Annotated in this window: 25 protein-coding genes and 1 tRNA gene; 15 read left to right on the top strand and 11 right to left on the bottom strand. The window is 67.3% G+C overall.

Annotated elements, in window-relative coordinates; genetic code table 11:
- The first annotated feature begins 26 nt into the window (after positions 1–26).
- Both NET02_RS06830 and clpX read left to right on the top strand, forming a co-directional pair.
- Complete coding sequence (locus NET02_RS06830) at positions 27–644, top strand: ATP-dependent Clp protease proteolytic subunit (RefSeq protein WP_284056640.1); 618 nt, start codon at positions 27–29, stop codon at positions 642–644.
- Between the two features lie 31 nt (positions 645–675).
- Positions 676–1,941, top strand: a complete 1,266-nt coding sequence (gene clpX, locus NET02_RS06835) for an ATP-dependent Clp protease ATP-binding subunit ClpX (RefSeq protein WP_284056641.1) — start codon at positions 676–678, stop codon at positions 1,939–1,941.
- A 237-nt stretch (positions 1,942–2,178) separates the two neighbouring features.
- Here clpX and NET02_RS06840 read toward each other — a convergent pair whose 3' ends face one another.
- Positions 2,179–2,655: a DinB family protein gene (locus tag NET02_RS06840; protein WP_284056642.1), complete on the bottom strand. Its 477-nt coding sequence runs from the start codon at positions 2,653–2,655 to the stop codon at positions 2,179–2,181.
- A 134-nt stretch (positions 2,656–2,789) separates the two neighbouring features.
- On the opposite strand from NET02_RS06840, the gene allB reads away from it, so the two are divergent.
- Positions 2,790–4,166 carry an allantoinase AllB gene (gene allB, locus NET02_RS06845; RefSeq protein ID WP_284056643.1) on the top strand — a complete coding sequence of 459 codons (1,377 nt, stop codon included), beginning with the start codon at positions 2,790–2,792 and terminating at the stop codon, positions 4,164–4,166.
- Between the two features lie 106 nt (positions 4,167–4,272).
- Here allB and NET02_RS06850 read toward each other — a convergent pair whose 3' ends face one another.
- A complete protein-coding gene (locus tag NET02_RS06850) occupies positions 4,273–4,965 on the bottom strand; it encodes a zinc metallopeptidase (protein WP_284056644.1) in 693 nt (230 codons plus the stop codon).
- Positions 4,966–5,275: 310 nt separating this feature from the next.
- Between NET02_RS06850 and NET02_RS06855 the strand changes: the two genes are divergently transcribed.
- Positions 5,276–6,319 (top strand): polyprenyl synthetase family protein, encoded by a 1,044-nt coding sequence (locus NET02_RS06855; protein ID WP_284056645.1) that lies wholly within the window; start codon positions 5,276–5,278, stop codon positions 6,317–6,319.
- Positions 6,320–6,386: 67 nt separating this feature from the next.
- Here NET02_RS06855 and NET02_RS06860 read toward each other — a convergent pair whose 3' ends face one another.
- Both NET02_RS06860 and NET02_RS06865 read right to left on the bottom strand, forming a co-directional pair.
- Entirely contained in the window at positions 6,387–7,484 is a 1,098-nt protein-coding gene (locus NET02_RS06860; RefSeq protein WP_284056646.1) for a DUF1786 domain-containing protein, read from the bottom strand.
- 40 nt (positions 7,485–7,524) lie between these two features.
- Positions 7,525–8,463 carry a metallophosphoesterase gene (locus NET02_RS06865; RefSeq protein ID WP_284056647.1) on the bottom strand — a complete coding sequence of 313 codons (939 nt, stop codon included), beginning with the start codon at positions 8,461–8,463 and terminating at the stop codon, positions 7,525–7,527.
- A gap of 149 nt (positions 8,464–8,612) precedes the next feature.
- On the opposite strand from NET02_RS06865, the gene NET02_RS06870 reads away from it, so the two are divergent.
- Entirely contained in the window at positions 8,613–9,323 is a 711-nt protein-coding gene (locus NET02_RS06870; RefSeq protein ID WP_284056648.1) for a metal-dependent transcriptional regulator, read from the top strand.
- A gap of 53 nt (positions 9,324–9,376) precedes the next feature.
- On the top strand, positions 9,377–11,101 hold the full coding sequence (recJ, locus tag NET02_RS06875; RefSeq protein WP_284056649.1) for a single-stranded-DNA-specific exonuclease RecJ: 1,725 nt from the start codon (positions 9,377–9,379) through the stop codon (positions 11,099–11,101).
- On the opposite strand, the gene NET02_RS06880 is transcribed toward recJ, so the two are convergent.
- Entirely contained in the window at positions 11,046–11,894 is an 849-nt protein-coding gene (locus tag NET02_RS06880) for a BtpA/SgcQ family protein (RefSeq protein ID WP_284056650.1), read from the bottom strand. The two genes, recJ and NET02_RS06880, sit on opposite strands and share 56 nt — an antisense overlap.
- Before the next feature lie 103 nt (positions 11,895–11,997).
- Here NET02_RS06880 and NET02_RS06885 point away from each other — a divergent pair, with 103 nt between their 5' ends.
- The 7 genes from NET02_RS06885 (at position 11,998) to NET02_RS06915 (ending at position 17,233) form a co-directional block, all read left to right on the top strand.
- The gene (locus NET02_RS06885) at positions 11,998–12,435 is read left to right on the top strand and encodes a helix-turn-helix domain-containing protein (protein ID WP_284056651.1); all 438 of its coding nucleotides are present in this window, start codon (positions 11,998–12,000) and stop codon (positions 12,433–12,435) included.
- Positions 12,413–12,898 carry a hypothetical protein gene (locus NET02_RS06890; RefSeq protein WP_284056652.1) on the top strand — a complete coding sequence of 162 codons (486 nt, stop codon included), beginning with the start codon at positions 12,413–12,415 and terminating at the stop codon, positions 12,896–12,898. Before NET02_RS06885 ends, NET02_RS06890 begins: the two co-directional genes overlap by 23 nt.
- A gap of 21 nt (positions 12,899–12,919) precedes the next feature.
- Positions 12,920–14,626, top strand: coding sequence for an adenine deaminase (gene ade / locus NET02_RS06895; RefSeq protein ID WP_284056653.1), 1,707 nt, complete (start codon positions 12,920–12,922; stop codon positions 14,624–14,626).
- A 96-nt stretch (positions 14,627–14,722) separates the two neighbouring features.
- A tRNA-Cys gene (locus NET02_RS06900) sits at positions 14,723–14,793 on the top strand.
- 572 nt (positions 14,794–15,365) lie between these two features.
- Positions 15,366–15,776, top strand: a complete 411-nt coding sequence (locus NET02_RS06905) for a nitroreductase/quinone reductase family protein (protein WP_284056654.1) — start codon at positions 15,366–15,368, stop codon at positions 15,774–15,776.
- 26 nt (positions 15,777–15,802) lie between these two features.
- Positions 15,803–16,336, top strand: a complete 534-nt coding sequence (locus tag NET02_RS06910) for an NUDIX domain-containing protein (RefSeq protein ID WP_284056655.1) — start codon at positions 15,803–15,805, stop codon at positions 16,334–16,336.
- A 168-nt stretch (positions 16,337–16,504) separates the two neighbouring features.
- Positions 16,505–17,233: a response regulator transcription factor gene (locus tag NET02_RS06915; RefSeq protein WP_284056656.1), complete on the top strand. Its 729-nt coding sequence runs from the start codon at positions 16,505–16,507 to the stop codon at positions 17,231–17,233.
- Here NET02_RS06915 and purD read toward each other — a convergent pair.
- Both purD and guaA read right to left on the bottom strand, forming a co-directional pair.
- Positions 17,230–18,522: a phosphoribosylamine--glycine ligase gene (gene purD / locus NET02_RS06920; RefSeq protein ID WP_284056657.1), complete on the bottom strand. Its 1,293-nt coding sequence runs from the start codon at positions 18,520–18,522 to the stop codon at positions 17,230–17,232. The two genes, NET02_RS06915 and purD, sit on opposite strands and share 4 nt — an antisense overlap.
- A gap of 19 nt (positions 18,523–18,541) precedes the next feature.
- Positions 18,542–20,077: a glutamine-hydrolyzing GMP synthase gene (gene guaA, locus NET02_RS06925; protein ID WP_347711019.1), complete on the bottom strand. Its 1,536-nt coding sequence runs from the start codon at positions 20,075–20,077 to the stop codon at positions 18,542–18,544.
- 265 nt (positions 20,078–20,342) lie between these two features.
- Between guaA and purN the strand changes: the two genes are divergently transcribed.
- Together purN and NET02_RS06935 are read left to right on the top strand one after the other, a co-directional pair.
- Positions 20,343–20,981 (top strand): phosphoribosylglycinamide formyltransferase, encoded by a 639-nt coding sequence (purN, locus tag NET02_RS06930; RefSeq protein WP_284056659.1) that lies wholly within the window; start codon positions 20,343–20,345, stop codon positions 20,979–20,981.
- A gap of 52 nt (positions 20,982–21,033) precedes the next feature.
- Positions 21,034–22,137, top strand: coding sequence for an alanine racemase (locus NET02_RS06935; RefSeq protein ID WP_284056660.1), 1,104 nt, complete (start codon positions 21,034–21,036; stop codon positions 22,135–22,137).
- A gap of 3 nt (positions 22,138–22,140) precedes the next feature.
- Here NET02_RS06935 and NET02_RS06940 read toward each other — a convergent pair whose 3' ends face one another.
- The 4 genes from NET02_RS06940 to glmM all read right to left on the bottom strand — a co-directional run bounded on the left by NET02_RS06940 (position 22,141) and on the right by glmM (position 25,041).
- Positions 22,141–22,356: a hypothetical protein gene (locus NET02_RS06940; RefSeq protein ID WP_284056661.1), complete on the bottom strand. Its 216-nt coding sequence runs from the start codon at positions 22,354–22,356 to the stop codon at positions 22,141–22,143.
- 5 nt (positions 22,357–22,361) lie between these two features.
- The gene (locus NET02_RS06945; protein ID WP_284056662.1) at positions 22,362–23,105 is read right to left on the bottom strand and encodes a helix-turn-helix domain-containing protein; all 744 of its coding nucleotides are present in this window, start codon (positions 23,103–23,105) and stop codon (positions 22,362–22,364) included.
- A 79-nt stretch (positions 23,106–23,184) separates the two neighbouring features.
- Complete coding sequence (locus NET02_RS06950; protein WP_284056663.1) at positions 23,185–23,679, bottom strand: DUF402 domain-containing protein; 495 nt, start codon at positions 23,677–23,679, stop codon at positions 23,185–23,187.
- Positions 23,680–23,691: 12 nt separating this feature from the next.
- A complete protein-coding gene (gene glmM / locus NET02_RS06955) occupies positions 23,692–25,041 on the bottom strand; it encodes a phosphoglucosamine mutase (protein WP_284056664.1) in 1,350 nt (449 codons plus the stop codon).
- Between the last annotated feature and the right edge of the window lie 5 nt (positions 25,042–25,046).

Consider the following 25,046-nt stretch of genomic DNA (forward strand, 5'->3'; position numbering starts at 1 on the left):
GCATGCTGACCAGGAGGCACCTAACCATGGAGTGGTACCGAACACCGCAGAACCTCATTCCGATGGTGATTGAGACAACCAGCCGGGGCGAGCGCGCCTACGACATCTATTCCCGCCTGCTGCGCGACCGGATCGTCTTCCTCGGGACGCCGATCGACGACCAGGTGGCGAACGCGATCATCGCTCAACTTCTGTTCCTGGCCCATGAGAGTCCGGAGCAGGATATCAAGCTGTACATCAATAGCCCAGGCGGGCTGGTCTATGCGGGACTCGCTATCTACGACACGATCCAGATGATCGAGCCAGATGTCGCGACGTACTGCATCGGTATCGCGGCCAGCATGGCGGCGGTACTGCTGGCCGCCGGAGCCAAGGGGAAGCGCTTTGCGCTGCCACACTCTCGTGTGCTCATCCATCAGGGCACGTCGGGCTTCCGCGGCTCAGTGCCGGATATCGAGATCCAGGCGAGGGAAACGATCACGCTGACGACCAAGCTCACCGAGTTGCTCGCCTTCCATACCGGGCAGTCGTTCGAGCGCGTCAAGCGCGATACCGAGCGGGATTACTTCATGTCGGCACAGGAAGCCAGGGAGTACGGCATCGTCGATCACGTCCTCGAGTCGCCGAAGCTCGTCGGTGTGTAGCCTGAGGGGATAGTGGGGCGGGAGCGCGAGGATGTCGACGACGCGCGGAGGCCGGATCTTCTACCGCTGCTCCTTCTGCGGCAAGAGCCAGGAGGAGGTGCGCCGGTTGATCGCCGGCCCGAACGGCGTGTACATCTGTGACGAGTGCGTACAGCTCTGCCGGGAGATCATCGAAGAGGAGTCGCCGCCGCGTCGGCCCGCTCCCTCGCTCACCCATATCCCGACGCCGAAGAAGCTCTACGAGCAGCTCAGCCAGTACGTCATTGGACAGGATCGCGCCAAGAAGATCCTCTCGGTCGCGGTCTACAACCACTATAAGCGCGTCCTGATGGGCGACGACGATGAGGTCGAGCTGCAAAAGAGCAATATCCTGCTGCTCGGCCCGACCGGCAGCGGCAAGACGCTGCTGGCACAGACGCTCGCCAAGCTCCTCGATGTCCCCTTCTCGATCGCCGACGCGACGGCGCTCACCGAGGCCGGCTACGTCGGCGAAGATGTCGAGAACATTCTGCTTCGCCTCATCCAGGCGGCGGGCGGCGATGTGCACCGCGCGCAGACCGGGATCATCTACATCGACGAGATCGACAAGATTGCGCGCAAGAGCGACAACCCGTCGATTACCCGCGACGTCTCGGGCGAAGGCGTCCAGCAGGCGCTGCTGAAGATCATCGAGGGGACGATCGCCAACGTGCCGCCGCACAGCGGCCGCAAGCATCCCCATCAGGAGTACATTCAGATCGATACTCGCAATATCCTCTTCATCTGCGGCGGTGCCTTCGAGGGGCTAGCCGAGATCATCCGTCGGCGTATCGGCAAGGACTCGACTATCGGCTTCGGCAAGAGCAAGCAGCAGCGACAGCGCGAGGAGAACGTGCTCCACGACGTGACGCCCGACGATCTGCTCAAGTTCGGCCTCATCCCCGAGTTTATCGGCCGGCTGCCGATCGTCGCGGCGCTCGACCCGCTGACGCACGAGGATTTGATCCGGATCCTGGTCGAGCCGAAGAACGCGGTCGTCAAGCAGTATCAAAAGATCTTCGCGCTCGACAACGTGGAGCTGGTCTTTACCGACGATGCCCTGGAGGCCACGGCGGTGCTGGCTGAGCAGCGCAACACCGGCGCGCGTGGCTTGCGCACCACGATCGAGGAAGTGCTACTGGACGTAATGTACGAGCTGCCTTCGATGCGCGGAGTGCGCAAGTGCGTGATCACCGGCGACGTGATCTATCGACGCCGGCCACCGTTGCTGCTCGCCGAGAACGACGAGCCACTGGAGAACTACCAGGAGACAGCCTGAACCTCGCCGTCATGGCGCAGGCGTCTCCGGCACAGCGCATAGAGAAATCGCAGGGGCGAAAGACATACTCGCCCCTGCGATTCGATAAACCCCCTCGTCCCCATCTGCCGCCGGCGCCAGAGCCGCCCGGCGCTGAGGCCAGCAACTGGCCGAACCCTCTACCCGTCCCGTCTGCCGGTGCGCGCTGCCACTCGCGAACGCGGGCTGCTCAGGCTCGTCTCCTTCGACAGGACGCAACTATCGCAGGTGCTTGCGCCGGCTCGGGCTGCGCGTGCGCATGAACTCCAGCACGTCCTTCAGGTGCTCGCGATAATGCTCGTAGGTGTCCCCGGCGACCAGATCTCGCGTCAGCATCGGTGTGGTTTCGAGAAGCTCCATGAGCTCGGCGTGCGTGGTATCGAACTCGGCGCGTACCTCGTCGATCGGCTTCTCCGCCTGGCGGCGTACCACCTCGGCGTTGAAGGCGTCGACATCCAGCTCTGCCTCTTCCAGCTCGGCGGTGTCCTTGCCCTCCTCCAGGGCGCGAATCCGCTCGATCAAGAGTCGCTCCCAGGCCGTGATATGAGCCATCAGGTCCTTGAACGACCACGTCCCCACAGTGTTCGGCTCGACCAGCTCGTGCTCGCTCAAGGCGACGAGCGCCTTGCGGAGTTCGAGCCAGCTCTCGGCGATATCGCGAAGTATTGCCAGCCGCTCCTGCGTGCTGATCGTCATGGTTCACCCCCCTGAGATTGTCGGTTTCCAGCGGAGAGCGTACCACGGCGCCGGCAGAGCGTGTCCTGTGGCGGCCGAGGGGGCAGTACAATGAGGCCAGCAGAGGGGATTGCCTGGTGGAGAGGAGCTGGGCCGTGAGGCGCGTCGTGGTGACCGGTGGGGTACTGGCGCTCGAGGATGGGCCGGTTCGAGCTGACCTCGTCATCCACGATGAGCGGATCGCGGCCATTACGCTCGATGCATCAGACGTCGAGGCAGACGGTCGGATCGACGCGACTGGACTGATCGTCACGCCTGGCGGTATCGACGTGCACACCCACTTCAAGGAGCCTGCCGACCCGCTGCTCGAAGGCTTCACGACGGGCAGCCTGGGAGCGATCGCCGGCGGCGTGACGAGCGTCGTGGAGATGCCGCAAGCCTCTCCGCCCTCGAGCCGGGGGGCGCACATCCGGGAGAAGCGACGGCTGGGGGAGGCGCACAGCATCGTCGACTTCGCGCTCTGGGGCGCGGCGATCAACCAGCCGCTGGACCATATCGACGAGATGCTCGACGAGGGGATCGTCGGCATCAAGTCGTTCATGGCCGGGTCGAGCCCCGGTTTCCCGGCGGCGACTGACGAGACGCTGCTCCAGGTATTCCGGCGACTGGCCGGCACCGGTATCCCCTATGGCCTGCACGCTGAGAACGACGACCTGCTCCAAGCCGGCATCGCGCGCATGCAGGCACTGGGTCGCAAAGACCCCCTGGCGCATGCCGAGTCCAGGCCGCCGATCGTCGAGGTCGAGGCTGTCCACCGCGCGCTCTTCTTCGCCGAGCAGACCGGTGGGCATGCCTACATCGTCCACTGCAGCACCGTGGGGGCGCTGGAGCTGGTGCACGCGGCGCGGGCCAGAGGCGTCCGCGTCTCGGCCGAGACTTGCCCCCAATACCTGACACTGTCCGAGGAGGATCTCGTCCGGCTCGGGCCGTTCGGGCGCTGCGCGCCGCCGTTTCGCTCGGCCGCGGAGGTCGAGGGGCTCTGGCGCTTCCTGGCCGACCGCACCATCGACGTCGTCTCTTCCGACCACTGCGGGTACACGATCGAGAGCAAGGAGGCCGGCTGGGACGACATCTGGCAGGCTCCGCTGGGCCTCTCAGGCATCCAGACGCTGTTCCCGGTCACCTTCGACGAGATGGTCAACCGGCGCAAGCTGCCGCTCGAGGACTTCGTCCGCGTGTCGGCCGCGAACCCGGCGCGCATCTTCAGCCTCTACCCGCGCAAGGGGTGTATCCGCGTCGGAGCCGATGCGGATCTGGCCTTCTACGACACGCGGCAGCAGTGGACGATCCGAGCCAGCGACCTCCTCCACCGCAACAAGTGGACGCCGTTCGAGGGGCACACGGTCGGCTGCCGGGTGGTGCGCACGATGATCCGCGGGCGCGTGGTGTACTCCTGGGACGGCGAGCACCGCGTGAGCGCGGAACCTGGCTATGGACGGTTTCTGCCGCGCGGATACGGGCGAACCGGGTGACACAGGCACTTCACCGCGTCAACTGTGGCGCGGTCTGCTCTCTATGCTGCGGGCCGGGGCGTATGCCGCCCCGGCCCGCTCGCATGCATGAGAAGCCGATCGTTGACTAGTCACGGCGCTGCATGCCGGTGACCAGGCTCACCCAGTAGAGGAGTTGCAGCAGGGCAGCCAGGAAACCGGCGATGTAGGTCAACGCCGCCGCGTTCAAGACTTGTCGATTCTGCTCGTACTCCGTGCGGTCCACCAGCCCCATGGTGGTGAGCATCTGCATAGCCCGGCTGCTCGCGTTGAACTCGACCGGGAGGGTCACCAGAGCGAACAAGGTGCCGGCTGAGAAGAAGGCGATCCCGAGCCAGGCCAGCCCGGTAGCTCCGATCACGATGCCGGCGAGGATCATGATCCAGCCGATGTTCGAGCCGAGCGTCGCCGCTGGCACGAGCGCCGAGCGGAGCTGGAGCGGCACGTAGCCGACCTTGTGCTGGATCGCATGCCCCGCCTCGTGCGCCGCGATGCCTAGCGCCGCGACCGAGCGACCACCGTACACCGGCATCGAGAGTCGCAGCACTCGCTGCCGGGGATCGTAGTGATCAGTCAACTCGCCCGGCGTGAGCTCGACCGGCACGTCGTAGAGCCCGTTGGCATCGAGGATCATCCGGGCAACCTGAGCGCCGGTCAGCCCCTGGCGGTTCGGGACGTTGCGGTACTTGCCGAAGGTCGAGTGCACCCGCCACTGGGCGAAGAGCATCAAGAGCAGCGCCGGGGCCATGAAGACGATGTACATCGGATCGAAGAAGAACATCCCGTTGGCTCCTTTCTGGCCAGTAACGGTCGTTCCACACGCCTGTACAGACTGTTAACACCAGCCGACGCGGGGCCCGTCGTTCACTGCCCCGCCGCCGAGAGTCGTGCAGAACTTCCCGCTCCCTGAGTATGACCGAAACCTGCGCTCAGTTTCAAGCGCGTCGAAGGCCGGGAGGGCGCGGTGGAGGTGAACCGCAGCGGCCTGTGCTCGCGGAATGTGGGATTGCGCTGACCGAGAGACCGGCACGAGGGTAGGATTGAGCGGTGCACTAGAGGCCGTGGCTGAGCGATCGGGGAAACGAGGGGGCATGACGGAGGATCAGCCAGCGCTGCGCGAGGTCGAGCGGTATATGCGCGCGGTCATCGATCGAGCGGAGAGCAGCGGCATGCTCGATGATCGGGCCGCGCTGCCGCTCTACCGCGTGCTGGCCTACCACCTCGGGTGGATGGACGAGCAGTTCCGACCGGCGCGAGTCGACGGCGGCAAGCGCATCCGCCCGCTGCTGTGCCTGCGCTGCTGCGAGGCAGCCGGTGGCGACCCATCGGCGGCAGCCCCAGTGGGCGCGGCGATCGAGCTGCTCCACAACTTCACGCTCGTCCACGACGATATCCAGGATCGTAGCCGGACACGCCGTCATCGGCCTACCGTCTGGGCACTCTGGGGCGAAGCCCAGGCGATCAATGCCGGGGACGCCATGTTCGCCCTCAGCCAGCTCGCGCTGCTGGGGGTAGCCGATCGCTTGCCGGCGAGCTCGGTCGCGCTGCTGCTGAGAGCGTTCAACGAGACGACGCTACGCATCGTTGAGGGGCAGGTACTCGACCTCGGCTTCGAGGACAGGCCATCGGTCAGCGTCGACGAGTACCTGACGATGATCCGCGGCAAGACGGCCGCGTTGACCGCGTTCGCTGCCTGGTCGGGCGCGCTCGTGGCTGGGGCAGATCCGGAGCGCCTGGAGCGTTTCCGGCTATTCGGCGAGGCGCTCGGGCTCGGGTTCCAGATCCGGGACGACTACCTCGGAATCTGGGGGCGTCGCGAGGAGACGGGCAAGGAACCAGCCGACGACATCCGGCGTCGAAAGAAGAGTCTACCGATCGTCCTGCTGCTCGAGTCCATGACTCCTCCGGATCGCGAGCTCCTCGATTCACTCTGGAGCGGCCCGGAGGTGAGCGACCAGGCCGTCGAGCAGGTGCTCGAGCTGCTCGAGCGCTACGGTGTCCGCGAGCGCGTCCGAGCCGAGGTGGCGCGGCTGCACCAGGAAGCTCACAGTCTCCTCGCGGAGGCAGCCGAGCCGGGGCCGGCGCGGGATGCGCTGGCCGCGCTGTTGGACCGGCTCGCCACGCGCTCCGGTTAGGCAGCCGGGGCTGGGCGACCGCGCCGCCCCTGCATCCCGCCGGGGTCTCTCCGCCAGGCGCGTGGGGTTAGCCTGCCAGGTGGGCGCCCTCGATGAGCGATGGGAGCCTGGGGGCGAACTCTTCGCGCTCCAGCAGGCGCAGCGTGCCCTCCACGAGGCCGAAGGCGCCTGTCAGCATCATGTCGCCGAACGGCGCGGCCTCGTAGTACCCCAGGCCGCGGGCCAGCCCGCGGTTGGGGCCGGTAACGGCCACGAAGTCGAAGCGGCCGGCGCGGCTGTACGCCGGGTCGAAGGCGGCGCCATGCCCACCGCTGGCGGCGACCTCCTCATGAGTCAATCTGCCCTGCTGTAGTTGCTCGACGAGGTAGGACAGGATCGCTGCGGTGATCCCGCCGGTATGGTGCTCGAAGAGTCCGTAGACGCGCTGGCCGCGGACCGCCACGCCGAAGGTGTGCATGTTTCCGATATTCACTAGGACTGCGCCCGTCTCATACGCTGCGCGGGCCACCATGGGGTCGCAGAGGCTGCCGAGGACGGCAGCCGCACCGGTATCCATGATCACCGCGCCGGGCACCAGCCGGCGCGTGGCGCGCATCCGGATCATGAACTCCGGTGGCTCGCGGTAGACCATGTCGTGCAGGTGGCCCCCGCGCGCGAGCAGGCCCTGGAGGAACTCGTAGCGGAACTCCCGGCCACCGGCATCGGGCAGGTACCCGTGGTCTTGCACAGCGATGGCGAAAAGCGAGGGGAGCGTTACCTCGAAGCACCGCAGTGCCTGGCGAAGTCCAGCGAGATCGACGTCTCCGAGCCAGACCACCTCGGCGCCAGGCGGTGGATCGTCCCGGAGCTGGATGCCCAACGACTGGACCCGGCTGAGATCGTTGTGGAGCGTTCGGGCGGGTTCAGGCGCGGCATAGACCGGGAGCCCCGCGTGCAGATGGTCCAGGACGGCCTCCGTGCTGGCACCGCCGCCCATCAAGCTGCCGGCCAGGTAGAGAGGCCGGCCGCGCTCGGTGACCTCGCGGATGCGAGCGGCCACCACGCGTGGTTGGGAGGGGAGCACGAGCTTGACGCAGTTCTCCGGCTCACGGCCGCTCTCGTAGAGAAAGACGTCCTGGGTACCAGCGCCCACATCGATCGCCAGGATGCGGATCGGCAGTTCCATAGTGCCCCCTCGCGCCGCGATGCGGTGACTACCCTTCGATTTAGTATGCCAGCCGGCGAACATAGCGCATCGGGTGGTCACACGGCCGGGTCGGATCGGCTGGCTCCGCTGCCAGCTCGATGAGCACGACTTCGGGCGGAGCCAGAAAACGAAGCGGAAGCGTGGTCATGCCGATCCCAGAGCTGACATAGAGCAGCGTCCCGCGCTCCCAGTGGAAGCCGCGCTGCTGGCGTGAAGGAGTCCGACCGCGCGAGAGGTCGAGATACCAGGCGGCATCCAGCGGGGTCAGCCTCGACCAGGGTGACAGGCAGATCTGCCCGCCGTGCGTGTGACCGCACAGCATCAGGTTGGCGATCCCGCTCGGCAGCCGGTCGACGATGAGGGGAGCGTGAGCGAGCGCGAGCGTCGGAACTGTCGCGCTCGGCGAGTGCCGGAGCCAGGGATGCAGTGTGGCCCTGCCGGTGTACGGGTCGTCGAGACCGATCAGGCGGATCGTTCTGCCACGCAGATCGAGATCGACCGCTTGGTTGCGCAGCATGACCACCCCTCGCTCCTCCAGGAAGCGCACGATGCGCTCGGCGGCGGCCTCACTCTGGCGATAGTCGTGGTTGCCGAGCACGCCGTAGACCGCTGGTAGCTCGCGCAGATCGTCGAACACGGTCGTCGGTCGGAAGATGCCCTGGTCGAAGTAGTCACCGCCGAGCAAGACCAGCTCGGCTCGCCAGTCCCGCGCAGCCCGGATGGCCTCGCGCGTCAGCCGCTCGGAGGGGCCGGGCCCGCCGAGATGGAAATCGGTGAGGAACGCCAGCCGCGCGCCTGCGAGCTGCGGTGTGAGGGTAGGGAGGGTGACGCGCAGGATCGTTCGCCTCAGCCGGCGCGGTTCGATGCGCCAGCTATAGCCTGCGAGGAGAGCGCCGAGCGTCGCCGCGCCCGCCAGGGCCACAGTGGCGTTCCGCCCGATCCGGGTTACGCTCAACACGCTTGCCCTCTCACTCTGTGGGTGTTCTCGTCTGGCTGGCCGGTGCCGAACGGCTGTTCTGTCGTATACTTGCCCCGGCAGCGGCACGCCCGGTCATCGGGATAGGAGTTCGCGCCCAGGCACTGCCGAATGGGGAGTGTAGCAAGATCATGCCTGCAGAGCGACGCGCCGAGCGCCCGAACCGGCACGAGGCGATCACCCATGCGATGGAAGACTATCTCAAGGTCATCTACCTCCTGGAGGAGGAACAGGGCCGGGTAAGCACCCAGGCGATCGCCGAGCACCTCAACGTGCAGAGCCCCTCGGTCACGAATATGCTCAAGCGCCTGGCGTCACTGAAGCTGGTCGATCACACGCCCTACCGCGGAGTGACGTTGACACCGGCGGGACGGCGTATTGCGCTCGAAGTCATCCGCCACCACCGGCTCCTCGAGCTGTACCTCACCGAGGCGCTCGGGTACTCCTGGGACGCCGTGCACGAGGAGGCCGATCGGCTGGAGCACAGCATCTCCGAGGAACTGGAGTCGCGGATCGACGCGCTGCTCGGCTACCCGAGCGCCGACCCGCATGGTCACCCGATCCCGACACCAGAAGGGGAGCTGCCGCTGAACGAGGCGACCCGGCTCGACCAGGTCGACGCCGGCAGCACAGTGACGATCGAGCGCGTGTCCGATCGCAATCCGGAGCAGCTCCGCTATCTGGCAGCTCTCGGCCTCTTGCCCGGGGTGGAGGTGGCCGTGCTCGACCGGCTGCCGTTCTCCGGGCCGATGCGGGTTCGGGTCGGGGAGCAGGAGCATTATCTCAGCCGGGAACTAGCGCACGCGGTGTTCGTCAGCGTTCCCGTGCAAGACGGACGCTAGCGCCGTCCCGCCCGGGTCTGCTATGATCTCCTCGGAACGGTGCGAACGTACGCATGGTCGTTCGCGAGCGGGAGGCGTTGGCCGTGGGTATCTACCGGTGGAAGGAGCCGGATCCGCTGCCCGACGCCGCGTACGGGCTAGCTGACGACGCGCTGCTGAGCCAGATCCTGTACCAGCGTGGTGTCAGAACGCCAGCCGAGGCGAGCGCCTTTCTCCGCCCATCACTCGATCAGCTCTCGGATCCGGCGCTTCTCCCGGACGCAGGCGCAGCGCTCGCGCTCCTCCGTCGCGCGGTCGAGCACCGCTGGCCGGTCGTCGTGTTCGGCGACTACGATGTCGACGGCGTCACGGCGACCACGATCTTCACCAGAGCACTGCGCTCGCAGGGCTTGACTGTCCAACCGGTCATCCCGCATCGGATCCGCGACGGGTACGGGCTGCATCAGGCCGATGTGCCGGCCATCCTAGCCACCGGCGCGCGGCTGCTGGTGACGGTCGACTGCGGTACTTCCAGCGGGGAGGCGCTCGCGGCCATCCGGCAGGCCGGCCTCGAGGTGGTAGTGATCGATCACCACGTCGTCAACGGCGATCGGCTACCGGAGGGAGTGGCGTTCGTGTCGCCACAGAGGCCGGACGCCTCGTATCCCTTCCCGAGCCTGGCTGCGGTGGGCGTCGCGTACCAGGTGCTGCGCCTGCTGCTCGGCGATGCGCAGACCGTCTCGTACCTGCCACTGGTCGCGCTCGGCACTGTGGCCGACGTGGTGCCGCTGGTCGGTGAGAACCGGGTGCTCGTCGCCGAGGGGCTGCGCCGGTTCGCGCAGGAGGCGCCGCTGGGCCTGCGCGCGCTGGTGGAGGAGGCAGGCCTGCAGCTCGACCAAATCACGAGCTGGCACTGTGGCTTCATCCTCGGGCCGCGGATCAACGCCGCCGGCCGCATGGCCGACCCGATGCTGGCTCTGCAGTTGCTCCTCACCGAGGATGACCTGGAGGCGCGCCGGCTGGCTCGACGACTCTCCGAGCTGAACGACCAGCGGCAGCAGGAGATCGAGCGCATGCTAGTCGAGGCCGAGCGCAAGCTGCAGCGACAGGCGGAGCTGCCGCGCGTGCTGGTGCTCGCCGACGAGGCGTGGAACGTTGGGCTGGTCGGACTCGCGGCCAGCAAGCTGGCCTCACGGTACGTTCGCCCGGTCGTCGTGCTGAGCCGGCAGGCGGAGATCAGCCGTGGTTCGGCTCGCGGCATTGCGCGGTTCGATGTCAGCCAGGCGCTGGCTGCCTGCCAGGATCTGCTCCTGGAGCATGGCGGGCACAGCGGCGCCGCCGGGCTGACGCTCGAGAGCGAGCGTATCGTGGAGCTGGAGGCGCGGCTCCTGGACTTCGCGAATGCCGCCCTCGGCGATGACGACCTCGTCCCCGAACTCGACCTCGATGCCGAGCTCTTCCCGCCGGAGCTGCGCGTGGAGACGGTCGAGCTGCTCACGGCCCTGGAGCCCTTCGGCCACGGGCATCCCACGCCCCGCTTTTTCCTGCGCGACGTCGCCGTGCGCGATCTCCGTCCGAGCCGCAACGGGCGCCATCTGCTCTTTACCGTCGTGCCGCGTGGCGGCTCGCCAGTCAGCGCCGTCTGGTTCGACGGCGCAGAGCACCGGAGGGCTCTAGAGCGCCTGGGGCGGGTAGACCTGGCGTTCACCTTGAGGCGGGACTCCTGGGACGGTCTGCCGCGCCTCAAACTCGACGTGCTCGATTTCCGCCCGGCGACGACTGCGCGGCCGTCCGGATAGCACGGGCGAGCATTTCAACCCGGCTCCGGCTGACCCGGTTCTCGATGATTCCCTCCTCTTTCGCCCAGGTTCCGACGATGAAGCCGCTGGTCTCAGGGAGGAATGCAGCCACCCGCTCCGGCGTGATCCCGCTGCCGATGAAGATCGGCACCTCGGGGAACAGCGCGCGCAGGCGCCGCAGCTCTTCGGGATCAGCAGGCTGCCCGGTAGCGCTTCCGGTCAGGATCAGCGCGTCGGCCAGCCCACGCTCGAGCGCGTCGCGGGCAGCCTCCTCTAGGGAGACCGGACCCAGCGGCGCCGCGTGCTTCACCAAGATGTCTGCCCAGATCTCGACCGGTGCGTCCAGAAATCGACGGAGTCTCAGCGTCTCGTCGGCCCGGCCCTCGATGATCCCCTGGTCGGTCAGCATCGCGCCGGTGTGCACGTTGACCCGGATGAACGAGGCACCGGTCGCCGCAGCGATGCTGAGAGCGGCGACCGCATCGTTGCGCAGCACGTTGACGCCGACGGGAAGGCGCACCGCAGCCCGCACCGCCGTCACGACCCGGGTCAGCGCGGCGATGGTGTACGGCTCGACGCGGTCCTTGCGAAACGGGGCATCGCCGTAGTTCTCAACGATGAGCGCGGACGCGCCGCCCGCCTCGTACGCCCGGGCATCGTCGACGGCCCGCTCGATGATCTGCTCCAAATTCAGGCTAGCGCGTGGCGAGCCGGGCAACGGGAGCAGGTGGACGACGCCGACGATCGGCGTCTCCCCGCTCCTCGCCGCCCGCGCCTGGCTGATCTCCCTCATCGGCGATACTCCTCCTGGGGAGATGGTCTACCCTGGTCTCAGTGAGACGCCAAGGGATACTATAGCGCCGGGTAGTGGGCGAAGGATCTGCCGGGGCACGGCGATGAGCGAGCGGGGATACCCGGAAACGAGCATGAGCATCCACGAGCTCGCGGCTCGCAGCGGCGTGCCCGAGCGGCGCATCCGCTACTACATCGCCGAGGGCTTGCTGTCACCGCCGCGCGGCCGAGGCCGAGCGGCGCACTACGGTCCTGAACATCTGGAGCGACTCGCCGAGATCCAGGCACTGCGCAGCCAGCATCTGGGCCTGGAGGAGATCAGGCAGCGCTTGCAGCGGCACACAGACAGTGCAAGGAGCCCGGCCGACGGCTCGCTCTGGCGGCACTGGGAGCTCAAGCCGGGCGTGCTCCTGATCGCGCGGGCTGACCTGGTCGAACCGGAGATGCAGCGCGTCGAGGCCTTGGCTAGCATGGCGAGGCAGCTCCTGGGTGATGCCGGGCGGGAAGGAGAGCGTCGAGGTGATCGCCGGTCTGCCCGGTGATCAGCGCGAGCACGCGAGGCAGCGCCAGGCACGGGCAGCGCTGCGGCCGATCGTCGAGCTGCTACGCCGGGCGGGGTACCATGCCTACCTCACGCCTGGCTCGGATAACGAGTGGCTGGTGGCCTGCGATACCGACCTGGGCCGGGTCGATGTCCGCATCGGCTCGGACGGTCTACTGGTGGAAGTCTGGGACACCTCTCCTGGACTCTTCTGGGACGACGAGGACGAGCGACGGCGGGCAGCCAGGGAGCGGCTAGCCCGTATCACGCTCCCCGCAGTGGCACGTGGCCTGCTCGACCCTGATGAAGAGGCCTGGTGGGACGAGGTCGACCACGGTGTCGGGTTGCGGCTCAGGCTCCAGGTACCGTTCGGCGCGCAGCATCTGCTGGCGCAGGTCATCGAGGAGATGCTGGCCCGCTTGAATGACGACATCGCCCGCCTGGAGAAGCGGCTGGTGGAGTGAGGGCGTGCATCGGAGGCGACCATGGCGACACTGGGGATCGAGGGGCTGAGCCTGGAACAGTGGCGACAACAGCTCGCCGTCGCGCTGGGGGATGCGCCGGCTGACCTGTTGATCCGCAATGCGCGCGTCGTCAACGTGGCGAGCGGCGAGATCGAGACGGCGAACGTGGCGGTCGTGCATGGCCGGATCGCTGGGGTAGGCGACTACACAGAGGGCAAAGAGGAGCTGGATCTGGCCGGGGCCTACCTCGCGCCGTCGTTCATCGACGGTCATGTCCACGTCGAGAGCTCGCTGCTGTGGATCGACCAGTTCGCCCGGGCGGTCGTCCCGCACGGCACGGGGGCCGTCGTGACCGACCCGCACGAGATCGCCAACGTGGCTGGCCTGGCCGGTATCGAGGCGCTGATGGAGGCATCGGCCGATCTACCGCTGGGAGTGTTCTTTACGGTGCCGTCGTGTGTCCCAGCGAGCCCGATGGAGAGCGCGGGAGCCGAGATGACACCCGAGCTGATCGGCGAGGCACTGAGACTGCCGCGGGTGGTCGCGCTCGGTGAGATGATGAACTTCCCAGGGGTGCTGGCCGGTGACCCGGAGATCTACCGCAAGCTGGTTGCGCCGGCACCGCGACGTGACGGCCACGCGCCGGGCCTGGCCGGCCGGCAGCTCAACGCCTATGCCGGCTCGGGCATGGGGTCCGACCACGAGTCTACCCGCCTGGAGGAGGCACGAGAGAAGCTCCGCCGGGGACTCATGATCATGATCCGGGAGGGCTCGACCGAGCACAACCTGCTCGAGCTGTTGCCGCTGGTCACCGACCAAACCTATCCCCGCTGCTGCTTCGCGAGCGACGACCGAGACTGCGCCACGCTTCTGCACGACGGGCACATGGACGCGGTATTGCGTAAGGCGATCGGCGCCGGGCTCGACCCGATCCGGGCTATTCGAATGGCAACGCTGAACACCGCCGAGTACTGGGGGCTGCCTGGGTTCGGGATGGTAGCGCCTGGCTACTGGGCCAACCTGGTCGTCTTCGACCGGCTGGACGATATCCGCCCGCGCCTGGTGCTCTACCGCGGCGCGGTGGTGGCCCGTGAGGGGAAACCGGCTTTCGAGACGGAAGTGACGATCCCTGGCGAGCTCCTGCACACCGTGCACGTCGCACCGCTGGCGCTCGCATGCCTGCAGCTCCCAGCAGAGCCGAAGATGACTGCGGTCGGCGCGATCCCGGGCCAGATCGTCACGCGCAAGCTGGAGGTCGAGCCGAAGGTAGTGAACGGGCTGGCGGTCGCCGACCCTGAGCGGGATCTGCTCAAGCTGGTCGTGGTCGAGCGTCACCGGGCGACCGGCCGGGTGGGCGTCGGCCTGGTGCAGGGTTTCGGGCTCGAGCGCGGGGCGCTGGCGTCGTCGATCGCGCACGACGCGCACAACATCGTGGCGGTCGGCGTATCGGACGAAGATCTGCTGCTGGCGATCGGGACGGTGGCGGAGATGCAGGGTGGGCTGGCGGCGGTGGCGGACGGCCAGGTTCTGGCGACCTTGCCGCTGCCGGTGGCCGGCATCCTCTCGCCGGAGCCGCTGGAGAAGGTGGCGGCGGCGTACGAGCGGGTGGAAGAGGCGGCCCGCTCGCTCGGCAGCACTGTACCAGCGCCGTTCGCGCTTCTATCGTTCATGGCGCTCTCGGTTATCCCGGAGGCTCGGGTGACCGACCGCGGACTGGTGGTGTTGTGAGCGTCTAGGCCGGTTGCGTGGCACCGGGCTCGTTGGCCGGCTTCTCTTCGAGAGTGCTATACTAGAGCACCGGAGACGAGGCCCAGCGTCTATTCTGGCGCCGTAGCCAAGCGGCAAGGCAGGAGTCTGCAAAACTCCGATCGGCGGTTCGAATCCGCCCGGCGCCTCCGCATCATTCCCCGAGAGCGGTCACCACTCTGCCATCCCATAGCCGAGCCAGGTGACGCGTGAACCGCTGGTGACTGAGCCAGCGGGCTTTCGCGTGGCTCGCGAGAACGGCGCTGGGCGTGCCGATCCGTAACGTCTTAGCCCTGACCGCCGCTGTCCACGGTTTTCACCTGCACCGTCGCTCCCGTATCATCCCGTCGTTTGCAGGCGTCTCCAGCCTCGGCGGTGAACGTCACCGCACTGCCGGTGCAGCCAGAATGGGAGACTGGAGGCGCGGCCTCGGAATCGCTTCGAGCGCCGTGCTCGGAGCGCATTTGTGCGTCCGGTGATCGCTTGGAGTCCGGTGGGGAGGGTAGCCCTGCCATAACCCTCCGGTTGGCCTGGTGGCTGGCGTCGAGCTGCCAAACGAACCTGCCCAGGCGAGCAGGGGTGCGTGGTTTTCCCTCTCCCGGAATGCGAGGGGGCGGTGGAAGAGAGCTGGTGTGGAACGGGGTGTCAGACTCCGTATCCCGCGCGTGAGGCACGAGTGGTAGGCTGGCCGCAGCGAGATCGATCGATCGGGAAGGTGGCGATGGGTAGCTCGGACAATCAGCCGGAGTGGCTCGCGCGGTGGGCTGGCGCTCGGGTGCTGTACCTCACTACGCTCGGACGCCGGACGGGGCGGCCGCACCGCATCGAGATCTGGTTCGCGGTGGATGGTGGCCGTTTGTACCTGCTCTCCGGCGGGCGGGATCGGTCGGACTGGGTGCGGAATATCCAGGCGAACCCGCGGGTCACCGTCGAGCTCGGGGGCGAGACCCACAGCGGCGTGGCGCGCATCCTGGAGGAGGGCACACCGCAGGATCAGCGCGCTCGCGAGTTGCTGGTGCGCAAGTATCGCACGACTGAAGACGACCTCGCTGACTGGGGACGGCGCTCTCTCGCCGTGGTCATCGAATTTCCCGGTGAAGCGCCCAATCAGCCTCAGGCGTCGTCGGGCTAGGTTCGGTATCAGGAGTGGCAAGGACGATGGAACCGGAAGAGCTCATCTCGTCGGAGACGCGCTTCGCGGGGAGGCTGCTACGGCTCCGCGTCGATACGGTACGGCTGCCTGGTGGCCAGGTGAGTCGCCGGGAGGTCGTCGAGCACCCTGGGGCCGTCGCGGTGCTGCCGGTGCTGCCGAGCGGCGAGCTCGTTCTGGTTCGCCAGTACCGTCATGCTGTTGGGCGCGCGCTGCTCGAAGTCCCGGCCGGCACACGCCAGCCGGCTGAGTCGCCTGAGGCGTGCGCGCGTCGCGAATTGCTGGAGGAGACAGGTTTCGAAGCTGGGACGCTGCGCGAACTGGCGCGCTTCTACGTCAGTCCTGGCTGGGCGAACGAGGAGCTGATCGTCTACCTGGCAACCGGCCTGGTGGCCCGGCAGCCACAGCCTGCCGACGACGAGCGGATCGCGGTCGAGCATGTGGCTCCTGAACGGGTGCCCGAGCTGGTTCTGAAGCGCGACATCGCCGATGCCAAGACGCTGGTCGCAGTCCTAGGCTATCTGGGGCTGCACCTTGTGTAATGTGCCTCTTCGGCACATCTTTATACCACCACCTCAGTACTCCCCATCCTAGTACCTGCGTGTTGACCGCTCGAACCTTTTCACTATTGATGAATGATTCGCTGAACCAGACAATCTGAAGCAAGATTCTGGTACTCTTGCTCCGCGCCAGCGGGGAAGGGAGCAGCGATGCGGCGGTTTTCTGCGAACACGACCCGCACGACGACGCGCGTCATGTTGGTCGATGACCACCCGTTTTTCCGGCAGGGTTTGCGTCGCTTGCTCGAATCCGAGGGCCGCTTCGCCATCGTCGCTGAAGCAGGGTGTGGTCACGAGGCTGTCTACCAGGCTGAACTCCAGGAGCCTGAGCTCGCGCTGATCGATGTCCAGCTTCCCGGAATCACCGGGCTACACGTGGCGCGCATGCTCAAGCGACAGCACTCGCACATGCGCATCATCATGGTATCTACCGAGGCCGAGGAGGGGTGGCTGATCGAAGCGGTACGGGTGGGTGCCGCTGCCTTCCTGCTCAAGGATGCCGGTCCAGACCAGATCATCGAGGCAGTCGATCGGGTGATGGCAGGCGAGGAGATGCTGTCGCAGCTCGTGCTCTCCCGGCCGGAGCTGGCCCGGCGCTTGCTCCTCGAACTCCAGGAGTGGGGTGCTGCCCGGAGCGGCCTCGGTGTCGAAGAACAGCTCACCGTCCGCGAGCTCGAGGTGCTCGACTGCGTGGCGTTGGGGATGTCGAACAAGGAGATTGCCGACGCCCTGTTCATTACCGAGCAGACCGTGAAAAACCACATGACCTCGGTGCTGCGCAAGTTGCAGGCTGAGGATCGCGTGCAGGCTATCCTGAGCGCGGTGCGGCGAGGCTGGGTCGTGATCTCGCCGCGCAGCTCGACGATGACGGCGGCCTAGCCCTGAGGTAACGCCGGCCAAGGATCGACCTCGCGGGCCGCGATGTCGTGCCGGTAGGTCATGCCCTCGAACTGGATCAGCTCGACTGCGCTGTAGACACGCCGGCGCGCGGACTCGAAGGTCGGGCCGGTCGCCGTCAGGGCGAGGACTCGACCCCCCGCTGTCACGATCGTCCCATCAGGTTCCCGCTGTGTCCCCGCATGGAATACCAGGACATCGTCCGGTACGCGATCTAGGCCAGTGATCGGAAATCCAGTCCGGTACGAGCCGGGATAGCCGGCGGAGGCCACGACGACGGTGATGCAGACCAGCGGCTGCCAGGTCGGGGCCGGTACCTCGGCGAGTCGACCAGTGGCCGCGGCGTAGAGCAGCGGTGCCAGGTCGCCGTCGAGCAGCGGCAGCACTGCCTGCGTCTCCGGGTCGCCGAACCGGCAGTTGAATTCGAGTACCTTCGGCCCTTCGGCCGTGAGCATCAGGCCCGCGTAGAGGACGCCTCGGTACGGTATGCCCCGCCGCCCGAGTTCGCCGATCGCCGGCAAGACGACGCGCTGCAGAATCTCTTGCCGCAGCGTCTCGTCCACCCACGGAACTGGCGCGTAGGCGCCCATGCCGCCGGTGTTGGGGCCGGTATCGCCGTCGCCGATCCGCTTGTAGTCGCAGGCCGGGATCAACGGGTATGTCGTCTCCCCGTCGGTAATTGCCAGGAACGAGACCTCGCGCCCGCTCAGATACTCCTCGAGGAGTACCTCGCGGCCGGCCTCGCCGAGGCCGCCCTCTTCCATCATCCAGCGGAGCGTCCGCTCAGCTTCTCTCTGATCCTGGCAGATCACTGCGCCCTTGCCAGCAGCCAGACCGGACGCCTTGACCACCAGCGGGTACTGCTGGTCGCCGAGCGCGCGGAGTGCCGCGCCGAGCTCGGTGTAGCGCTCGGCGCGCGCGGTGGGGATGCCGGCGGCGGTCATGATCTCCTTCGCCCAGGCTTTGCTGCTCTCGATGCGGGCTGCTGCCGCCGAAGGCCCGAAAACAGGTATGCCCTGCCGGGCGAGGACGTCGGTCAGGCCGCGGGCGAGTGGATCCTCGGGGCCAGCGACGACGAGATCTACCCGGTGCTCGCGCGCTGCTACGGCCAGCGCCTCGATATCGGTGGCGGGGATCGGCAGGTTCTCGGCGATGGCCGCGGTGCCACCATTGCCGGGCGCCACCAGCAGCCGCTCGACCGCAGGGGATCGACTCAGTGCCCAGGCGAGCGCGTGCTCGCGCCCGCCGCTGCCCACGACCAGGACACGCATAGTTACCCCCTGCCAGCCCCTACTCCCACTCGATCGTTGCGGGCGGCTTGCTGGTGACGTCGTAGACGACCCGGTTGATGCCAGGCACCTCGTTGACGATCCGATTGCTGATGCGGGCCAGTAACTCGTGCGGCACCCGAGCCCAATCTGCTGTCATGGCATCCTCGCTGGTGACTGCCCGGATGGCGCACACCTGAGCATAGGTACGGTAGTCGCCCATCACGCCAGTCGTGCGGACGGGCAGAAGCACGGCGAAGAACTGCCACAGCTCGGCCGAAAGCCCGGCTGCCTCCACCTCCTGCCGCACGATCGCGTCCGCGCGGCGCACGGTCGTCACCGCTTCTGGCGTCACTTCGCCGATGATGCGCACGGCCAGGCCTGGCCCCGGAAACGGCTGGCGCTGCACGATCTCCTCCGGCAGCCCCAGCAGCCGGCCGATCGTCCGCACCTCGTCCTTGAACAGGAAGCGCAGCGGCTCCAGAAGCTCGAAGCGCAGGTCGGCCGGCAGCCCGCCGACGTTATGGTGCGTCTTGATCTTGGCGGCGGCCTTGGAGACGGCTGTCGCGCTCTCGATAACGTCGGGGTAGAGCGTGCCCTGGGCCAGGAAGCGGAAGGGCCCGTGCTCGACAGCGGCAGCCTCGAAGACACGCACGAACTCATCGCCGATGATCCGGCGCTTCTCCTCCGGGTCGAGCACTCCCCGTAGCCGCGCGAGGAAGCGCTCGCCGGCGTCGATCGCAACCAGCGGCATCTTGAAGTGCCGGCCGAAGACTTCCTTGATCGTCTCCGGCTCGCCCTCGCGGAGCAGGCCGGTGTCGACGAAGACCGGGGTGAGCTGGTCGCCGATCGCCCGGTGGATGAGCGCGGCGGCGACCGAGCTGTCTACGCCGCCGGAGAGCGCCAGCAGTACGCGGTCGTTGCCGACCCGCTCGCGGATCGCCGCGATGCTGCTCTCGATGAAGGACTCTGCTGTCCAGTTACCGGCGCAGCCGCAGACGTCGTAGAGGAAGTTCCGCAAGATCACCCGGCCGAGCGGGGTATGCGCGACTTCAGGGTGGAACTGGAGACCGATCAGGTTGCCGCGGGCCATGGCTGCGTACGGGGAGTTGCCGCTGCGGGCGAGCGGAGCGAAGCCCTCGGGGAGGCGAGCGATGCGGTCGCCGTGGCTCATCCACACATCGAGCCGCTCCGGCAGCCCGGCGAAGATCGGGTGAGGTTCGAACACCTCGATCGTCGCCGGGCCGTACTCGCGCTCGGCTGCTGGCTCGACCGCTCCGCCGAGGGCGTGCGCCAGGAGCTGCATGCCGTAACAGATGCCGAGCACCGGCAGGTCGCTCTCGAGTACCCAGGCCGGCAACTGGGGCGCTCCAGGCTCGTAGACGCTGGCCGGCCCGCCCGAGAGGATCACCCCACGGGGCCGCAGTGGCGCCACATCGGACCAGGTCGCGTCGTGGGGGAGGAGCTCGCAGTAGACGCTGGCCTCACGCACCCGGCGGGCAATGAGCTGCGAGTACTGCGAGCCGAAATCGAGCACCACCACGGCATCGGTGGACATCGGCAGGCGCTCGGCCGGTTCTGCTTCCGGCGCCGCATGCTCCGGTGTCGCAGCGGTTCTGATCGTCGCTTTGGTCTCCACCCACGCCTCCTCCGCTGCTGGCAGGGCCGACCCATGACCTGCCACCATTCTACCGGAGCGGGGTATCCGTACGGCGGGAGCAGCTCGCAGGCTCCGGAAACACGCCGGGACGTGACAGCCGGAGCCCGCCGGACGATACTACGCTTCGAGCGGAGACGCGCTCGACTGGGGTTGTGGGGCACGGGTGCGGCGACTGAAGCTCGGAGTGCTCATATCCGGTACCGGCCGGACGCTCGCTAACCTGTTACGCCTCACCGCTGGCGGCGAACTGCCCGCGGCGGTAAGCGTGGTCGTGAGCAGCCGGCCCGACGCGCTGGGCAACCAGATCGCGCGCGATCACGGGATCCCGCTGGTAGTCGTCGATGCTCGGAAGGTGCGAGACATCGAGACGTTCAGCGACGCCGTCTATCGCGCGCTCGACGAGCACAAGGTCGATCTGGTGACCATGGCCGGGTTTCTGCGGCGCATCCTGATCCGGCCTGACTACCAGGGACGGATCGTGAATATCCACCCATCGCTGCTGCCGCTCTTCGGCGGCAAGGGGATGTACGGCGAGCGAGTTCACCGGGCGGTGCTGGCGGCCGGGATGAAGGTGAGCGGCTGTACCGTACACTTCGTCAACGAGGAGTACGATGCCGGCCCGATCATCCTGCAGGCCTGCGTGCCGGTGCTGGAGGACGACACGCCGGAGACGCTAGCCGCGCGCGTCTTCGCCGAGGAGTGCCGGCTGTATCCGGAGGCGATTCGCCTGTATGCGGCCGGGCGCCTGCGCCTAGAGGGGAACCGCGTCTGCATCTTGCCGGAGCCTGGTCTCGAGGGATAACTGGGCCGGCTCGCGGCGTGCTTCCGAGCGGGAGAGCATCGAGGAGGGATCGATGAGCTATCGCGACGAGCTCGACACCCCCTGCCTGGTCGTCGACCTCGACCGGCTGGAGCGGAACATCGCGGAGATTGCTGCCTATGCGCGGGAGCGCGGGCTGGCGGTGCGACCGCATATAAAGACCCACAAGACGGCCGAGATTGCCCGCTTGCAGCGGCAACACGGGGCAGTCGGCTTCACCTGCGCCAAGCTCGGCGAGGCCGAGACGCTGGCCGACGCCGGCGTGCTCGATGACGTGCTGCTCGCCTACCAGATCGTTGGAGAGCAGAAGATCCGCCGGCTTCTGGCCCTGATGGATCGGGCTACGGTCACGGTGGCAGTCGATAGCGTGGAGGTCGCCGAGGGGCTGTCGCGCGGCGTACGCCAGGCCGGGAAAATGCTCGACGTGCTGATCGAAGTGAACACCGGCCTGAACCGTGCCGGGGTGGAGCCGGGCGAGCCGGTGCTACGACTCGCGCGCGAGGTGGTGCAGATGCCTGGGCTGCGCTTGCGCGGCCTGATGACGCACGAGGGGCACGTGGCCCGGGCGCGCGACGCCGAGGAGCTCGCTGGGATCGCTCGCCGGGCGGGACAGGACATGGTTGACTCGGCCGAGTTGCTGCGGCGGGAGGGCATCCCCGTAGAGGTCGTCAGCGTCGGCTCGACGCCGGCCGCGTTCTACACAACTTCGGTGCCGGGGATCACCGAGATGCGGCCGGGCACCTACGTCTTCTACGACAACGCGTCGTTCCGGTTCGGCCGCATTGGGCCCGACCGCTGCGCGCTACGCATCCTCACTACGGTGATCAGCCGCCCGGCGGCGGACCGTGCGGTCATCGATGCCGGCTCGAAGACGCTGACGATGGATCCACCGCCGCCAGGCCGGAGCGGGCACGGGTACATCGTCGAGCACCCGGAGGCGGTGATCGTCCGGCTCAGCGAGGAACACGGGGTCGTCGAGCTCCCGTCGTCGGCACGTGGCCTTCGCGTCGGCGACCGGCTGGAGATCATCCCCAACCACGTATGCCCGGCAGTGAACTTGCAGGATGAACTGTTCGTGGTCCAGGGCGGTCGAGTCATCGGCACGTGGCCGGTGCTGGCGCGGGGCAAGGTGCGCTGAGCGCTATTCAGTCAGCTCTGGCTCCACCGGTTCCTCGGCGCGCAGTTGACGGTAGCACGCGCTGCAGATCCAGAGGTATTCAGCGTCTGGGGAGCCGACCTCAGCGCCGGGGACCTGGCGCGCTCCGCTTCGGGACACCACCCGCTGGCACAGCGCGCAGGTGACCAAGTCATTCTCTCCGAGCAGTTCACGGCGCAGGATGATCTGCTCCTCTTCCATCGGCTCTACTCCTTAGCGAACCGGCCAGAGGGGCCGGGGCTCGCGCTCGGGATCGTCGTTCCATTTCGCGCGGAGGCGCCTCTGCTACCGGAGGCCCCGGAGCTGACGGCATTGTGCGCGGCCACGGTCGCGAGCAGCACCTCATCGAGGAAGTGGTTCACTTCGGTCAGCAGGCGCAGCACGCGCCGGGCTGGGATCTGCTCATCCTCAGCGAAGCGCTCGATCGCCAGCAGGACAGGCTCGCGGAATGCGAGGAACGCTTCCACTGCGTCGATCGTCGAGAGGCTCGCCTCGGCGCTCAGCTCGCCGTAGCGCGAGCCGATCGCCCGGCCGGAGGCGAGGATCTGGGCGCGGTCCTCGTGACGGCTGATCAAGCGAAAGGCAAGCTCCACCAGTTGGCGGCCCAGCACGCGCAGTTCAGCCCGGTGCTCCGGCCGGTAGGCAGCATACCAGGGGCGGGAGGCTACGCGGCTCAGCGTCTCGGATTGGTAGGTCGCGAACGAGAGGTCGGTTAGAACCTTGCGCGACATGCGCCGGCGGGGCCGGGTATCGCCTCGCAGCAGGCCGAGCAGATCGGCCTCGCGGAAGCGGCGATGGCCCCCAGCGGTGCGGTAGACCGGGATCTTGCCGGCGTCGCTCCAGCGGCGGAGCGTAGACTGGCCGACCCCGAGCAGTCGGCTGGCTTCCTCGATGGTCAGCCATCGCCCTTCCGCAGCCGGCTTGGCTTCAGCGTCGCTCGGTCGGCGCACGCGCGCTCCTCACGGTTCGGGTCACCATAGCAATGGATTGTACCGGCCGCTTCCCTCGCGATCCAATTATGGAATTCGCTCAGGCTTCCGAGAACGGATATTCGTGTCCGCGGATCATCTCGAGCAACCGGTCGCGAGTGGCCAGGATGCACCGGTAGCCGTCCGGCTGGGCTTCGGCCATGTTGGCTGCCTCCAGCTCGTCTTCGTCGAGGATGGTCACATCCGTGCCCGGGACGGCGATGACATCGATGTAGAGATCTCGCCACCGGACTACTTCGCCATCGATGTCGAGCGGGCAGGACACGTTGGCGTACCAGCCCTTGAAGCGCCCTCCGGCGGAGAAGACCGCGAACGCGCTGATAGGTTCGACGAGAGAGAAGTACTCGATGAGCCGGTCGCCCGGCGTGAAACGGAGCGGCCCGGACTCGACCTCGCGGTATGTCCAGCGGGCCTCGGCGACTACCCAGCCGGTGCGTCCCGGTAGCACGGTGCCCTGGTAACGGGCGACCGGCTGTCCATCCGGGCTCAGCTTGACGATCGTGATCCGGGTTCCTGGCTCTGGCAACCTGACCATGAGCGAGGGTCACTAGGCTGCGTCGCGAGCAACGGCCAGCACCTCGTCAGTCTTCTGGCGCAGCAGCTCTGGCGTGATGGCCTCGACATTGATGCGCAGCAGCGGCTGGGTGTTCGATGGCCGGACGTTGAACCACCAGTCCGGGTAGTTTACCGTCAGCCCATCGAGGTGATCGATCTCGCCGTCGGCGAAGTGCTGCTCCAGCGCCCGCAGCACGGCAGGCATGTCCCGCGCCTCGATGTTGATCTCCCCGGAGCGGAAGTAGCGGTCGATCGGCTTGACTGCCTCGGAGACGCTCACGCCCTCGCTGGAGAGTAGCTCCAGCACGGTGAGCGCGGCGATGATGCCGGAGTCGGCGTACCAGTTGTCGCGGAAGTAGAAGTGGCCCGAGTGCTCGCCGCCGAAGATCGCGTCGTGCTCGCGCATCAGCGCCTTGATGAAGGAGTGCCCGACCCGGGAGCGGATCGGTACTCCACCCTCGCGCTCGATCGTCTCCCGCACGGCGCGCGAGCAGATCAGGTTGTAGACGATCCTGGAGCCGGGGTGCTTGCGCAGCAGCGTCTTCGCAACCAGCGCGGTGATGATATCCCCTCCGACGAACTGGCCGTGCTCGTCGAGGATGAACATGCGGTCAGCGTCACCGTCGAACGCGATGCCCAGGTCGGCCCCGTGCTCGACGATTGCCCGCTGCAAGTCGCGGATATTCTCCGGCTCGAGCGGGTTGGGCACATGGTTGGGGAAGCGGCCGTCCAGCTCGAAGTAGAGCGGGACGATCTCGATCGGTAACTGGCCCAGGACGGCCGGCGCGATGCGGCCTCCCATGCCGTTGCCCGCGTCGACCGCGATCTTCATCGGCCGGATCACCGTGCGGTCGATCAGCGAGAGGACGTGGGTCGCGAAGTCGGCGAGCACGTCGCGCTGGTGGAGCGCGCCGCGCCGCTCGGGGTCAGGGAACTGGTTGGCCAGCACCAGGTCGCGGATCTCGCCGATCCCCTCGTCCATGCTCAGGGCACGGGCCTCGGAGCGGCAGAGCTTGAAACCGTTGTATTCCGGCGGGTTGTGCGATGCCGTCACCATGATGCCGCCGTCGAAGCCGAACTTGCCCACAGCAAAATAGAGCCCGTCCGTGCTGATCAGGCCGACGTCCGTGACGTCCGCTCCCTGATCGAGCAGGCCATCGATGAGGGCAGAAGCGAGCGTTGGCGAGGAGACGCGCATATCGCGGCCCACGACCACGTGGCGTGGCTGCAGATACACGACGAACGCGCGCCCGATCCGGTACGCCAGCTCCGGCGTCAGCTCGTCAGGGTAGATGCCGCGCACGTCGTAGGCCTTGAAAATGTTGGCGACAGTTTGGCTCATCGTAA

Source organism: Thermalbibacter longus (assembly GCF_023806485.1).
Lineage (GTDB): Bacteria > Chloroflexota > Chloroflexia > Thermomicrobiales > Thermomicrobiaceae > Thermalbibacter > Thermalbibacter longus.